Here is a 15,940-nt window from a genome sequence, read left to right as displayed (position 1 = left end):
CTGCTGGGGCTGTGTCAGGACTCGCTGTCGCCTAGAGCCAGGCGGATCAAGTCGTCGGTGTTCATGTCGTCCAGGAGGCTTTCGCTCTCGGACAAGTCGGTGCCGATCAAGGCGTTCTGCGGGTCGTGCGGACCGGCTTCGCCGCTTGCCGCGGACTCCTCGACGGGCTCGGGAGCGAGCGCGCCGAGCAGCCACTGCGCGAGGGAACCGGGGGTCGGGTGGTCGAAGACCAGGGTCGGCGGCAGCTTGATGCCGGTCGCGGCGATCAGCCGGTTGCGGAGCTCCACCGCGGTCAGCGAGGTGAAGCCGAGGTCCTGGAAGCGCCGGCCCGCCGAGACCTGCCCCGGCTCCTGGCCGAGGACCGCGGCGACCTCGGCGCGGATGAGCTGCAGCACGATGTGCCGGTGCTCGCGCTCGGGCGCCCGCCCCAGCTTCTCGCGCAGCTCCGCCGCCGTGTCCTTCGGGGGCGCCACGGCCGCCGCGCGGTGCGGGGCCAGGCCCTTGAGGAGCGCGGGGGCGGTCGCCTTGTCCAGGGCGCGCGGGTCGAGCACGAAGGCCGCGAGGACCGGAGCGCCGTCGCCGAGCGCCGCGTCGAACAGGGCGAGCCCGTCCTCGGCGGACAGCGTCCCGATGCCGGAGCGCTGCAGCCGCAGCAGGTCGGCCTCGCCGAGGCCGCCCGTCATCGTGGACTCGTCCGCCCACAGGCCCCACGCCACGGACAGCGCGGGCCGCCCCTCGGCGCGGCGCCGCTGCGCGAGGCCGTCCAGATAGGCGTTGGCCGCCGCGTAGTTGGCCTGGCCCGGGGTGCCGAGCGTGCCCGCGAACGACGAGAACAGCACGAACGCCGTCAGGTCCAGATCGCGCGTCAGCTCGTCAAGGAGCGCGGCGCCCACGGCCTTGGGCCGCAGGACCGTGTCCAGGCGCTCGGGGGTGAGGGAGCCGACGACGGCGTCGTCGAGGACACCGGCCGCGTGCACCACACCGGTCAGCGGGTGCTCCGCCGGGACCGCGCCGAGCACCCCCGCGAGCGCGGCCCGGTCGGCCGTGTCGCAGGCCGCGACCCGCACCTCGGCGCCGGTGGCCCGCAGGGAGGCCACGAACTCCTCGGCGTCCGGGGTGCTCATGCCGCGGCGGCCGGTCAGCAGCAGTCGGCGTACGCCGTGCTCCGTGACGAGGTGCCGGGCGAGCAGGCGGCCCAGGGTGCCGAGGCCCCCGGTGATCAGGACATGGCTCGTGGCGTCGAAGACCGGGGTGGCGGCCTGGTCCAGTCCGGCCCGCTCATCGGGGGTGCGCGGCTCGTGCTTGTGCAGCAGCGGCACCGTCATCCGCCCGGCGCGCAGCGCCAGTTGGGGGTCGTCGCCCGCCGCGGCCTGGACCACGCCGGGCGCGGACTCGGGGCGCCCGTCGGTGTCGATGAGGGTGAAGCGGCCCGGGTTCTCCGTCTGCGCCGAGCGCAGCAGGCCCCACACCGGGGCCCCGGTCAGGTCGACGCTCTCGTCGGCGCCGACCGCGACCGCCCGCTCCGTCACCACGGCGAGCCGGGATCCGGTCAGACGGGTGTCGGCGAGCCAGTCCTTGGCCAGGGCGAGGGCCGCGCGGGTGGCGGCGGCAGGCCCCTCGGTGGGTCCACCGGGTTCGGTGGACCCACCGGCCGTGGCGGGCCCGGTGGTGGCGGGCTCGCTGATGGGGGATCCGCTGGGTGCGGCGGATCCGCCAAGTCCGGTGGCGACGACGACGGTCGGCACCGCTGCCCCGTCGTCGAGCGCCCGGCGCAGTCCGGCCAGGTCGGGGTAGGCGTCCACCGACACCCCCGCGGCCCGGACCACGCCCGTCAGGTGGGAGCGGTCGTGACCCACGACCGCCCAGGTGCCCTCCGGGGTCGCCCCCGGCGTCTGCGGCTCGGCCCAGTCCAGGGCGAACAGCGCCGCCCCGTCGGCCGATGCGGCCGAAGCGGCCGAAGCGAGCGTCTCCGCCGGAAGCTCGCGCACCGCGAGGGTCTCGGCGTCGAGAACCGGCGTACCGGTTTCGTCGGCGATGTGCACGGAGCAGGAGTCCCTTTCGTGTTGCCGGATACGGACGCGCAGCGCGGTCGCGCCGGGCGTGTAGAGGGTCAGGCCGCTCCAGGCGAACGGCACCACGAGCCGGGTGCCCTCGCCGCTCGTGCCGCTGACCAGGGTCTGCAGCGCGGAGTCGAGCGCGGCCGGGTGCAGTTGGAAGCCGCGGCCGTGCGTGTGCGCCTCCGCGGGCAGCTCCACCTCGGCGTAGACGTCGGCGCCCCGGCGCCAGACGGCGCGCAGCCCCTGGAAGGAGGGCCCGTACTCGTACCCGATCTTGGCGAGTTGGGAGTAGAGGCCGTCGATGGGCACCGGCACCGCGTTCAGCGGCGGCCACAGGGCCAGGGCGGCGGAACCCTCCGGGTCGGCGGTGGGCTCGGCGACCTCCAGGACACCGGCCGCGTACCGCTTCCAGTCGTCCTTCGCCGCGGCCTCGGGCCGGGAGTAGAGGGTGAAGGCGCGCGAGCCGTCCGCGTCGGCCGGGCCCACCATCAGCTGCAGGCCCACCGGCTCGGACAGCAGCAGCGGCCGCTCCAGGGCGATGTCGCTGACGCGCTCGGCGCCGGACTTGCGCCCCGCGTACAGGGCGAGCTCGGCGACGGCCGCGCCCGGGAGCAGCGGCTGGCCCATCAACGTGTGGTCGGCCAGCCAGTGGTGCACCTCCGGGTCGATCTCGCCGGTGAACAACCAGCCCTGGTCACCGGCCAGTTCGACGGCCTGGCTCAGCAGCGGGTGCCCGGTGGAGTTCTGCGCGGGCGCGCTGCTCGCGGCGGTCAGCCAGTAGCTCTCGCGCTGGTACGCGTACGTGGGCAGCGCCACCGTACGGCCGCCGCGCAGCAGGTCGCCCCACTCCACGGCGACGCCCTGCGCGTGCGCCTCGCCGAGCGCCAGCGCGAACCGGGCGAGGCCGCCGTCGCCGCGGTGCAGCGTGCCGACGGCCGCCGCGTCCCGGACGCCCGCGCGGCGCGCGGTCTCCACGACCGCCGACGTCAGGACGGGGTGCCCGCCGGCCTCGACGAACGTCCGGTAGCCGAGGCCCACCAGGCTGCTGACCGCGCGGTGGAACTCCACCGGCGAGCGCAGCCCGCGCGCCCAGTACCCGGCGTCGAGGCGCGCGGTGTCCACGGCCTCGCTGTCCACCGTCGAGTAGAACGGCACCTGCGAGGAGCGCGGGGTGATCCCGTCGAGCAGGCCGGGCAGTTCGGCCGCCGCCGCGTCCGCGGCCGCCGTGTGCGCGGCGTGCCCGGCGTCGACGCGGCGGGCCGTGATCCGCTCCGTCGCGCAGGCCGCGAGCAGCATCTCCAGGGCCGCGGGCTCGCCCGCGACGACCGTGGACGAGGGGCTGTCGACGGCCGCGACGGCGATCCGGCCCGCGGAGCCGGTGAGGCGGGCCTCGGCCGCGGCGCGCGGCAGGCCCACGGCGACCGCGCCGCCACGGCCCGCGAGGTGCTCGGCGATCAGCTTCGAGCGGACCGCGACGACCCGGGCGGCGTCCGTCAGGGACAGGCCGCCGGTGACGGCGACGGCCGCCAGCTCGCCGTGGCCGTGGCCGACGACCGCGGCGGGCTCGACGCCGTGCGCCCGCCACAGCTCCGCGAGGGACACCATCACGGCCCACGACAGGGGCTGCGTGATGTCGACGCGGTCCGGGCTGCCCGCCAGTTCGGTGGCGAAGTCCCAGTCGACGAACGGGGCGAGCGCGTCGCCGCACTCCCGCATCCGGTCCGCGAAGACCGGCTCGGACTCCATCAGCTCACGGGCCGCGCCCGCCCAGTGCGCGTCCTCGCCGGGGAAGACGAAGACCGCGTCACCGGCCTGCCGGGCCTTGCCCACGACCGTCAGCGGCGACTGCTCGCCCCGGGAGACGGACTCAAGACCGGCCAGGAGCTCGTCCCTGCCGCCCGCGACCACCACGGCCCGGTGCTCCAGGGCCGCACGGCCGCGCACCAGCGAAGCGGCCACGTCGACCGGCGCGAGGCCGGGCCGCCCGGCGACGTGCGCCCGCAGCCGCTCGGCCTGCGCGCGCAGCGCGGCCGGGCTCTTCGCCGACACCGTCCACGGCACCACGGCGGGCGCCGGGACCGGCGCGCCTTCTGCCGCGGCGGCCTCGGTGTCCGGGACCGGCTGCTCCAGGATGACGTGCGCGTTCGTACCGCTGACGCCGAACGAGGAGACGCTGGCGCGGCGGGCGCGGCCGGTCTCGGGCCACGGCCGCTCCTCGGTGAGCAGCGACACCGCGCCCGAGGTCCAGTCGACGTGGGTCGTCGGCCGGTCGACGTGCAGGGTGCGGGGCAGCACTCCGTGCCGCATCGCCATGATCATCTTGATGACGCCGCCGACCCCCGAAGCCGCCTGCGCGTGCCCGATGTTGGACTTCAGCGAGCCCAGGTACAGCGGCTTGTCGGCGTCGCGGCCCTGGCCGTAGGTGGCGAGCACGGCCCGCGCCTCGATCGGGTCGCCCAGCTTGGTGCCGGTGCCGTGCGCCTCGACGGCGTCCACGTCGGCGGCGGCCAGGCCCGCGAAGGCCAGCGCGTCCCTGATGACCCGCTCCTGCGAGGGGCCGTGCGGGGCGGTGATGCCGTTGCTCGCGCCGTCCTGGTTGACCGCCGAGCCGCGCACGACCGCGAGGACCTCGTGGCCGTTGCGGCGCGCGTCGGAGAGCCGCTCCAGGAGCAGCACGCCCACGCCCTCGCTCCAGCCGAGCCCGTCCGCGGACTCCGAGAACGACTTGCAGCGCCCGTCCACGGACAGGCCGCGCTGGCGGCTGAACTCCTGGAACGTGCTGGGCGACGACATGATCGCGACACCGCCCGCGAGCGCCAGGTCGCACTCGCCGCCGCGCAGCGCCTGCGCGGCCAGGTGCAGCGACACCAGCGACGACGAGCAGGCCGTGTCGACGGTGACCGCCGGGCCCTGCAGACCGAAGGTGTACGACACGCGGCCGGAGGCCACGCTCGGCGAGTTGCCGATGAAGCGGTTCGCCTCCACGTCGTCCGGCGCGGTGTGCAGGCGCGAGGTGTAGTCGCTGTACATCACGCCGCTGAACACGCCGGTGCGGGTGCCGTGCAGGGACGTCGGGGCGATGCCCGCGCTCTCCACGGCCTCCCAGCTGGTCTCCAGGAGCAGCCGCTGCTGCGGGTCGAGCCGGACGCTCTCACGGGTGCTCAGGCCGAAGAACTCGGCGTCGAACTGGTCGGCGTCGTACAGGAACCCGCCGTGGCGCGTGTAGGACTTGCCGTGCCGGTCCGGGTCGGGGTCGTACAGGTCCTCCACGTCCCAGCCGCGGTTCTCCGGGAACGGGCCGATCGCGTCGGTGCCGGACGCCACCAGGTTCCACAGGTCCTCGGGGGAGCGGGTGTCGCCCGGGTAGCGGCAGGCCATGCCGACGATGACGACGGGGTCGTCCTGCGCGGCCGAGGCGCGCGCCGGGACCGCCTGCGCGGCCTCCTCGGGCCGCTCGTCACCGGCGGCCTCGGCGACCTGCGCGAGGAGGTGGTCGACGAGCGCGCCCGGCGAGGGGTGGTCGAAGACCAGCGTGGTCGAGAGCGCCACACCGGATGCGGCACCGAGCCGCCCGCGCAGTTCCAGGGCCGTCAGCGAGTCCATGCCGAGGTCCTTGAACGCCACGGCGTCGGCGACGGCCGCGGGGCCCGCGAGCCCGAGCACGGCCGCCACGGTCGAGCGGACCAGGTCCGTGACCGCGCGCCGCCGCTCGCTCTCGGGCAGCGCCGCCGTCGTACGCGCCCACGTGGACGCGTCCGCACCGGCCGCCGCGGCCTTGGCCACCGTGCGGCGGCGCGCGGTGCGCACCAGGCCGCGCAGGAGCGCGGGCGCGGACGGGGAGGCGTCCGCGTCGCGCAGCGTCGCCAGGTCCAGCTCGGCCGCGAGGAACACCGGGTCGGTGGTCGTGAGGGCCGCGTCGAAGATCTCCGCGCCGCGCGCGGCCGTGATCGGGGCGAGCCCGCTGCGCCGCCAGCGCGCCAGGTCGCCCTCGGACAGCGTCCCCGCCATGCCGTCGGTGCCCCACAGGCCCCAGGCCAGCGAGGTGGCGGGCAGGCCCCGGTCGCGGCGGTGCCGGGCCAGGGCGTCCAGGAAGACGTTGGCCGCCGCGTAGTTGGCCTGGCCCGCGTTGCCGATGAGGCCCGCGATCGAGGAGAACAGCACGAAGGCCGCGAGCGGCGCGTCGGCGGTCAGCTCGTGCAGGTTCCAGGCGGCGTCCGCCTTCGGCCGCAGCACCGCGTCCAGGTCGGCGTCCGTGAGGTTCTGCAGGGTGGCGTCGGCCAGTACGCCCGCCGTGTGGACGACGGCGGTCAGCGGGGCTTCCCCGGGTACGCCGGAGAGCAGCTCCGCGAGCGCGGCGCGGTCGGCCACGTCGCAGGCCGCGACGGTGACCTCGGCGCCCAGGCCCTCCAGGAACGCGGTGAGTTCACCGACGCCCTCGGCGGCCGGGCCGCGGCGGCTGGTCAGGAGCAGGCGCCGGACGCCGTGCCGGGTGACGAGGTGCTCGGCGAAGATCCGGCCGAGGGCGCCGGTGCCGCCGGTGATGAGGACGGTGCCCTCGGGGTCGAGGGCGGTGCCTGCGGGGGCGGGGGCCGTCCGGTCCGGGGTGCTGTCGGTCGGGGTGGCAGGAGCGGCCGAGGCGGCAGGAGTGGCCGGGGTGTGCTCCAGGGCAGGCTCGTGCAACTCGCCTGCTCGGAGCGCGAGTTCGCCTCCTTCGGCTACGACGGCCAGGGCGGCGGCGACGGCCTGCGCGGGCAGCGTGGTGCGGGGGTGGGCCGGGGCGTCGTCCTGGGTGTCGGCGTGGGCCTGGGCGTGGGCCTGGGTGTCGGTGTGAGCGTCGGCGTCGGCCTGGGCGTCCGCGTGGGCCTCGACCGCGGCTTCGCCGCCGTCGATGGCGGCAGCGGTGCCCGCCACGTCCAACAGGGCGAACCGCCCCGGGTGTTCGCTGCGTGCCGTCCGCACGAGCCCCCACGCGGCCGCGCCGGGCAGGTCCCGCACCGCCTCGTCGGCGCGCGCGGCCACCGCGCCCTGGGTGAGCAGAAGCAGTCGGCTCGGGGCCAGGCGCTCGTCGGTCAGGCAGCGCCGGACGGTGTCCAGGGCGTCGGCGGCCGCGGTGTGCGCGGCGTCGGCGACGGCTCCGGAGGTGCCTTCGGCGCCGGGCTCCGGGCGGGTCAGGACGACCACGTCCGGGGCGCCCGCGCCGAGCACGGAGGTGAGGGCGGCGGCGTCCGCGTAGCCCTCGGCGGCCACCCCGGCGGCGGTCAGCGCCGCCGTGAGGCCGAGCGGGTCGGCGCCGAGCACGGCCCAACGGCCCGCCGCGGCGACGGCGTCGGCCGCCACGGCGGCGGGAGCCTGCCGCACCGGCTTCCAGCCGAAGCGGTAGAGCCCGTCGTGGTGCGTGCCCGCCCGCTGCGCGAGCCGGTCGGCGGGCAGTGCCCGCAGGACCACCGAGCCGACGGTGAGCACCGGCTCGCCGCCGGGCGTGACGGCGGTCAGGGCGGCGCCGTCACGCCCCGCCGGGGTCAGCCGCACCCGCAGCGCCGTGGCGCCCGAGGCGTGCAGCGTGACGCCGTCGAAGGAGAAGGGAAGCCGCAGTTCGTCGCTCAGGCCGCCCTCGGGCCCGGCGAGCAGCAGCGCGTGCAGGGCCGCGTCCAGGAGCGCCGGGTGCACGCCGTACCCGGCGGCCTCGGCGTGCAGGTCGGCGGGCAGCGCCACCTCCGCGTACCGGTCCTCGCCCGCCTGCCAGGCGCCGACGAGGCCCTGGAAGGCCGGGCCGTAGGTGTAGCCGAGATCGTTCAGGCGGTCGTACACCCCGTCGACGTCGATCGGCGTCGCGTCCTGCGGCGGCCAGACCTCGCCGACGGTGGACGGCGCGTCGCCGTCCACCGAGAGGACGCCCGACGCGTGCCGCGTCCAGCCGCCCTCGTCCCACGGCTCGCCCTGGCCCGCGCTCTCCTGGCGGGAGTAGACGGCCACCGGACGCCGACCGGCGCCGTCGGTCGCGCCGACGGTCACCTGGACGCGGACCGCCCCGTCCGCGGGCACGATCAGCGGCTCCTCCAGGACGACCTCGTGCAGCCGGTCGCAGCCCAGGCGGTCGCCCGCGGCCACGGCGAGCTCGACCATCGCGGTGCCCGGGAGCAGCGCGGCACCGGCGACGACGTGGTCGGCGAGCCACGGGTGGCCGCGCAGCGAGAGCCGTCCGGTCAGGAGCAGGCCGTCGCCCTCGGCGAGGCTCGTCATGCCGCCGAGCAGCGGGTGGTCGGCGGGGGAGATGCCGAGGCCGGTGGCGTCGGCCGTGGCGGCGGGCGCGTCGAGCCAGTAGCGCTCGCGCTGGAAGGCGTACGTGGGCAGGTCGGTGCGCAGGGCGCCGGGGAAGAGGCGCGCGGTGTCGGGCGCGGCGCCGCGCAGCGCGGCGTGGCCGAGCGCGGCGGCGACGGTCAGGGACTCGGCCCTGCCCTTGCGCAGGACCGCGACGGGCGCCGCCGCCTCCGCCTGCTCCTCGCCCAGGCAGGTGCGCACCATGGCGGCGAGCACGGCGTCCGGGCCGAGTTCCACGTACGCGGTGACGCCCGCGTCGCGCAGGACGCGCACGCCGTCCTGGAAGCGGACGGTGCCGCGCAGGTGGCTCGTCCAGTAGTCGGGCGAGGCCAGCTCCTCGGGGGTGGCGAGGGCGCCGGTGAGGTTGGAGACGACGGGGATGCGCGGGGCGGCGTACGTCAGACCGGCGGCGACCGCGCGGAACTCGTCGAGGACGCCGTCCATGTGGTGCGAGTGGAAGGCGTGGCTGACCTTCAGGCGCGAGGTGCGGCGGCCCTGCTCCTTGAAGGCGGCGGCCAGTTCGAGCGCGGCGTCCTCGTCGCCGGTCACGACGGCGGCGAGCGGGCCGTTGACCGCGGCGACGTCCAGGCGCCCCGCGTACGCGGGCAGGGCCTCGCGGACCTCCTCCTCGGTGGCCTCGACGGCGACCATCGCGCCCCCGCCCGGCGCGGCCTGCATCAGCCGGCCGCGGGCCGCGACCAGGGCGCAGGCGTCCGCGAGACCGAGCACGCCCGAGACGTGGGCGGCGGCCAGCTCGCCGACGGAGTGGCCGATGAGGTAGTCGGGGGAGAGGCCGCTGTGCTCCATGAGGCGGAACAGCGCGACCTCGACGGTGAACAGCGCCGCCTGCGTGTACAGCGTCTGGCCGAGCAGCGCGGCCTCGTCGCTGCCCTCGGCGGCGAACATCACGTCCTTCACCGCGTGCGGCAGATGCGGGTCGAGGTGCGCGCACACCGTGTCGAGGGCGACGGCGAACGCCGGGCAGTTCTCGTACAGCTCCCGCCCCATGCCGAGGCGCTGGCTGCCCTGCCCGGTGAACAGGAACGCCGTCCCGCCCTTGGCGGAGCGGCCGGTGACCGCCTTCGTGGGGACGGCGGGCGGGCCCGCGAGGACCTCGGCGGCCGACTCGCCCGCGGCGAGCGCGGCCAGGCCGCGGACGAAGCCGTCGCGGTCCTCGGCGACGACGGCCGCCGTGTGCGCGAACAGGGTGCGCGCGGACATCAACGACAGGCCGATGTCGGCGAGTTCACGCTCGGGGTGCTCGGTGACGAAGTCCCGCAGCCGGGCCGCCTGGTCGCGCAGCGCGTCCTCGGTACGGCCGGACAGCAGCCACGGCGTGGCCGGGACCGGCGCGGGTTCGACGGCGCGGGGCGTGGGCTCGACGGCGGGCGCCTGCTCCACGATGACGTGGGCGTTGGTGCCGCTGATGCCGAACGAGGAGACGCCCGCGCGGCGGGCGCGGCCGGTCTCGGGCCAGGGGCGCGCCTCGGTCAGGAGCGTCACGGCACCGGCGGTCCAGTCGACGTGGCTGCTGGGCGTGTCGACGTGCAGCGTGCGCGGCAGGACGCCGTGGCGCATCGCCATCACCATCTTGATCAGACCGCCGACGCCCGCCGCGGCCTGCGCGTGGCCGACGTTGGACTTCAGCGAGCCCAGGTACAGCGGCTCCACGGCGCCTTCGCGCTGCCCGTACGTGGCGAGCAGCGCCTGGGCCTCGATCGGGTCGCCCAGCTTGGTGCCGGTGCCGTGCGCCTCGACGGCGTCCACGTCGGCGACGGTCAGGTCCGCCCCGGCGAGGGCGTCGAGGATGACCCGCTCCTGGGAGGGGCCGTTGGGGGCGGCGATGCCGTTGCTCGCGCCGTCCTGGTTGAGCGCGGAGCCGCGCACGACGGCGAGGACCTCGTGGCCGCCCCGGCGCGCGTCGGAGAGCCGCTCCAGCATCAGCATGCCCGCGCCCTCGGCCCAGCCGGTGCCGTCGGCGGAGTCGGCGAACGCCTTGCAGCGCCCGTCGGGGGACAGGCCGCGCTGGCGGCTGAACTCCATGAACAGGCCGGGGCTCGACATCACCGTGACGCCGCCCGCGAACGCGAGGTCGCACTCGCCGTCGCGCAGCGCCTGCGCGGCCATGTGCACGGCCACGAGCGAGGAGGAGCACGCGGTGTCGACGGTGACGGCGGGGCCCTGGAGGCCGAAGGTGTACGAGGCGCGGCCGGAGACCACGCTGGTGAAGTTGCCGGTGATCAGATAGCCGCTCGCGGTCTCGTCGGCGGCGTCGAGGCGGGGGCCGTAGTCCTGCTTGATGGCGCCGACGTACACACCGGTGCCGCTGCCGCGCAGCACGGAGGGGTCAATTCCGCTTCGCTCGACGGTCTCCCACACCGTCTCCAGGATCAGCCGCTGCTGCGGGTCGAGGCCGAGGGCCTCACGCGGGCTGATGCCGAAGAACTCCGCGTCGAACAGGTCCGCGTCGTGCAGGAAGCCGCCCTCGCGGGCGTAGGAGCGGCCCGCGCGGTCCGGGTCGTCGTCGAAGAGGGCGTCCAGCGGCCAGCCGCGGTTCTCGGGGAACGGCGAGATGGCGTCGCGGCCGTCGAGGACGAGCTGCCACAGGTCCTCGGGCGATGTCACGTCGCCGGGGAAGCGGCAGGCCATGGAGACGATCACGATCGGGTCGTCCGCGGCGCCGCCCCGAGCGGCCGCCCTGCGCCCGCTCGCCTTCGGCGCGGTCTTCGTGCCGAGGATCTCCTCGGCGATGCGCTCGGCGAGGTTCCGCGGCGTCGGGTGGTTGAAGAGCAGCGTGGCCGGGAGCTTCAGACCGGTCGCCTCGACCAGGCGGTTGCGCATCTCCACGGCCGTCACCGACTCGAAGCCGAGGTCGATGAACGCGCCCTCGGGGTCGACGTCGGCGCCGCTGTCGTGGCCGAGCACCAGGGCCGCCTCGGCGCGCACCAGGTCGAGCGCCCGCTCCAGGGTCTCCTCCGGGCCCAGCCCGCGCAGCCCCGACTCGTCGTCGAAGTCGGCTGCGTCGGCCGTGTCCGGGGCACCGGGGGTGTCGTACTCCGCCCGCGCCGGTGCCGTCGCCGGTACGAGGCCGGTGCGCGGCTCGTCCCCGGCGGGGGCCTGCGACGTGGCGGGCACGGCGTCGGCCGCGGGAGCCGTGGCGCCGATCGCGTCGGCGGCAGGGGCGGCGCCCGCGAGGCCCTCCAGCCAGTAGCCGCGCCGCTGGAACGCGTACGTCGGCAGCTCCACGACCAAGGCGTCCGCGGGGAACGCCGGACGCCAGTCCACGTCCACGCCACTGGCGTTGAGCTGCGCGAGCGAGGTGAGGAACCGGCGCTGTCCGTCCTCGCCGCGGCGCAGCGTGCCGACGATCGCCGCGTCCGAGCCGACGTCCTCCGTGATCTGCTGGAGCGCCATGCCGAGCACCGGGTGCGGGGTGATCTCGACGAACGCGTCGGTCTCGGGGGCGAGTTCGCGGACGGTGCGCTCGAAGTCCACGGTGCCGGTGAGGTTGCTCATCCAGTACGTGCCGTCGAGCACCGGCCCGGCCACGCGCTCGCCTGTGATGGTCGAGTACATCGGCAGCGTCGGCGTGCGCGGCTGGATCGGCTCCAGGAGGCCGAGGATCTCCTCGCGCAGGACCTCCATCCACGCGCAGTGCGGCGCCAGGTCGATCTGGATGCGCCGGGCCTGTACGCCCTCGGCGACCAGCTCGGCCTGCAGGGCCTCGATGGCCTCGACGTCACCGGACAGCGTGAACAGGCGCGGCCCGTTGATGGTGGAGACGAACAGGCGGTCCCGCCACGCGGACAGGCGCGGCGTGACCTCGGCGACCGGCAGCGGCACCGAGAGCATCGTGCCCTGGCCGACGACGGCCAGCATCGCCCTGCTCCACAGCGCCACCACCCGCGCGCCGTCCTCCAGGGACAGGGCGCCGGAGACCACGGCGGCGCTGATCTCGCCGTTGCTGTGCCCGACGACGGCGTCCGGCTCGACGCCGAACGACTGCCACAGGGCGGCGAGGGACACCATGACCGCGAACAGGGCGGGCTGGGCCACGTCCTCGCGCTCCAGCGAGGCCGCGCCGGGCGCGTCGCGGAGCACGGCCTCCAGGTCCCAGTCGATGTGCGGCGCGAGCGCGGCGGCGCACTCGTCGATACGGGCCCGGAACACGTCCGAGGCGTCGAGCAGGTCGCCCGCCATGCCGGTCCACTGCGGGCCCTGGCCGGGGAAGACGAACACGACGCGCTCGCGCGGCTTGGCGGTGCCGCTGATCCGGGTGGCCGAGCGGCGGCCCTCGGCGAGCGCGGCCAGCTCGGCGGTCAGCTCCTCGCGGCCGGAGCCGAGGACGACGGCGCGGTGCTTGAAGGCGGTACGCGTGGTGGCGAGCGAGAGCCCGATGTCCGCGGCGCTTCCGGCACCGCCCTCCAGGTGGGCGAGGAGCCGCTCGGCCTGGGCGCGCACGGCGGCGGGGGTGCGGCCGGAGACGAGCCAGGGCAGGGTGTCGCCGCGCAGGGACGGGGAGCCCGCGGCCTCCTCGGCGTCCTCGGGACCTTCCGTGCCCTCGGGCGCCGAGGCCACCACCACATGGCAGTTGGTCCCGCCGACGCTGAACGACGAGACACCGGCGAGCCGTTCGCCCCCGCCCGGCCAGTCGCCCACGGTGTCCTGCACCCGCAGGTTCAGCTCGGCCAGGGGGATGCGGGGGTTGGGCGAGGCGTAGTGGAGGCTCGGCGGGAGCTGGCCGTGGGTGAGGGAGAGGACGACCTTCAGGAGCCCGGCCATACCGGCCGCGGCGCCCAGGTGCCCGATGTTGGTCTTCACGGAGCCGACGAGCAGCGGCTCCCCGGCGGGCCGGGCCGCGCCGAGCACGGCGCCGAGCGCGGCGGCCTCGACGGGGTCGCCCACGGGGGTGCCGGTGCCGTGCAGTTCGACGTAGCCGACCGCGGCGGGCGCGGTCCCGGCCCGCTCGTGGGCGCGGCGCAGCAGGTCGCGCTGGGCGTCCTCGTGCGGCACGGTCAGGCCCGCGCCGCCGCCGTCGTTGTTCACGGCGCTGCCGCGCAGCACCGCGTGCACGCGGTCGCCGTCGGCGAGGGCACGCCGCAGCGTCTTCAGGACGACGACGGCGCCGCCCTCGCCGCGTACGTAGCCGTTGGCGCGGGCGTCGAAGGTGTAGCACCGGCCGTCGGGGGACAGGCCGCCGAACTTCTGGGCCAGGGCCGTCTTCTCGGGCGCCAGGTGCAGCTCGACGCCGCCCGCGAGGGCGACCTCGGACTCGCCGTTGCGCAGCGACTGGCAGGCCATGTGCACGGCGACCAGGGAGGAGGCCTGGCCCGCGTCGACGGTCAGGCTCGGGCCGCGCAGGCCGAGCACGTACGAGACGCGGTTGGCGATGAGGCTGCGGTCGAGGCCGGTGAAGGAGTGGTGCGTGACGTGCGAGCCGTCGGCGGCGCGGTGCACAAGGTCGGCGTAGTCGCCGGTGGTCGCGCCGAGGAAGATGCCGGTGTCGCCGCCCTGGAGGTCGGCGGGGACGACGCCGGCCTGCTCAAGGGCCTCCCAGCCCAGTTCGAGCACGAGCCGCTGCTGCGGGTCCATCATCGCCGCCTCGCGCGGCGGGATGTGGAAGAAGCCCGGGTCGAAGCGGTCGATCCCGTCGAGGAAGGCACCCTTGCCGGCCGGGCCGTGCTCGATGCCGAGGCCGAGCTCCGCGCGCTCCGCGGGCATGTCGGTGACGGCGTCCTGCCCGGTCACGAGCAGCCGCCAGTACGCCTCGGGATCGTGGGCGCCGGGGAAGCGGCAGGACATCCCGACGACGGCTATGGGTTCCCCGGCAAGCCCTGCATCGCTGCGGGTGTTGTCAACAGACATGCCATTCCTCACTGAAGGTCAAGCGGTGTTCTAGGGAGAGCCGCCACCAGGGGGCGGGCGGCGCGCGAGGGGCGGAGGGGGCCGACTACCAGGCGACGAGCAGCCGGGAGAGACCGCGGGTGCCCATGCCGTCCTTCCAGACCACCGGCTCGGGGACGTCGGCGAAGCGCAGCCCGGGGAACCGCTCGACCAGTCGGCGGAAGACGATCTGCAGCTGGATCCGGCCGAGCGGGGCGCCGAGGCAGCGGTGCAGGCCGTGGCCGAACGTGAGGTGGACCGAGTCGCGGCCCTCGGGCTCAAGGAGGTCGGGCTCGGGGTAGACCTTGGCGTCGCGGTTGCCGTTCAGGAGCGACACCATCAGGGCGTCGCCCGCCTGCACCTGGACGCTGCCCAGCTGCACGGGCTCCGTCGCCACGCGCGAGAAGCTCAAGGGCGTGGTGGGGGTGAGGCGCATCAGCTCCTCGACCGCCGCGTCCACGCGCTCGGGGTGCTCGACCAGGTCGCGGTAGCCGGCCGGGTCGGAGAGCAGCACGTGCGCGGACAGGGCGATCTGGCCGACCGTCGTCTCGTAGCCCGCCATCAGCAGGGTCAGGCCGAGGGTGATCAGCTCGCCCGGGGTCAGCTCGCCCCGGTCCTGCGCCTGGATCAGCGAGGAGAGCAGGTCGTCCTCGGGCGCGCGGCGCTTGGTGGCGAGCAGGTCGGCCATGTAGCCGCTGAGTTCGAGGCGCTTGCGGCCCTTGTCCTGCGGGGAGCTGGCCGAGATGTCGAAGAGCACCTCGACCCAGTCGCGGAACTTCGCGCTGTCCGCCAGCGGGATGCCGAGGAGCTGGCACAGCACGTCGAGCGGCAGCGGGTTGGCGAGGCCCTCCATGAGGTCGGCGCCGGGGCCGACCTCTTCGAGGGCGTCCAGATAGCGGTCCGTCACCTCGGTGATGCCCGGGGCCATCGCGGCCATCTTGCGGGCGGTGAACGCGCCGATGACGGTCTTGCGCAGGCGGGCGTGCTCGGCGCCGTCCATGCTCATCATCGACTCGGCCACGGGCTGCGCGTCGTTGAACGTCGGCGCGCCCGGCGCCACGGCGGCGGTCCTGCTGAACCGCTTGTCCGCGAGGACGAGACGGCTGAGCGCGTAGTCGCGCACGAGCCACATCTTGTCGCCGGTCGGCGTGATCATCTGCGTGACGTCGTCGGCGCCCGGCTCCCCCGGCTCGAAGAAGTCCGGCAGCGGGCCCAGCTGGTGATAGGGGCACTGCGTCATGGGTGTCTTTCCTCCCCCTGGTTGGCGGCTGTCAGGCAGCCGGAATTCGGCGCTCCGTTTATCGCGGTGTCACGGTGTCGTGGTGTCACGGCCGTCGGTAGAACGCTCCGCGCGCTGTCCCGGACGCACGGAGGCCCGCCGCGGGGGCGGGACGGTGACGCGTACTCAACGGCTTTGCGGTCCCCCGCCGCGGACGGCCGGTGGGCCGAGCGGTCGCGGGTGACACGGCACGGGGGCGGTGGTGGGTCGCCCCGGTGTGCGGCCGGTACCGAAGAAACCGGAAGAGCCGGAAGACGGGACAGGACGCGGTCGCGCGGTCACGGACACGGCCATATCCCCCCTTCACCTCGAATTCACTGTGCACAAGCCTGGATCGGCCCCGGGAATCCTTCTCCATTCCGTACCTGGAAAGGAGGGCTGCTGCCGCGCCCGCTCCTGGATT

The 15,940-nt window shown here is 75.6% G+C and carries 2 protein-coding genes; both read right to left on the bottom strand.

The window, feature by feature from the left end; translation table 11 throughout:
* Nucleotides 1-14 precede the first annotated feature (14 nt).
* Nucleotides 15-14,240, bottom strand: coding sequence for a type I polyketide synthase (locus ACZ6AA_RS28625; protein ID WP_471460729.1), 14,226 nt, complete (start codon nt 14,238-14,240; stop codon nt 15-17).
* An 85-nt stretch (nt 14,241-14,325) separates the two neighbouring features.
* A complete protein-coding gene (locus ACZ6AA_RS28620) occupies nt 14,326-15,498 on the bottom strand; it encodes a cytochrome P450 (RefSeq protein ID WP_468483859.1) in 1,173 nt (390 codons plus the stop codon).
* Between the last annotated feature and the right edge of the window lie 442 nt (nt 15,499-15,940).

The organism is Streptomyces sp. NPDC040610 (assembly GCF_055594065.1).
This window is presented reverse-complemented; position numbering and strand designations above follow the sequence as displayed.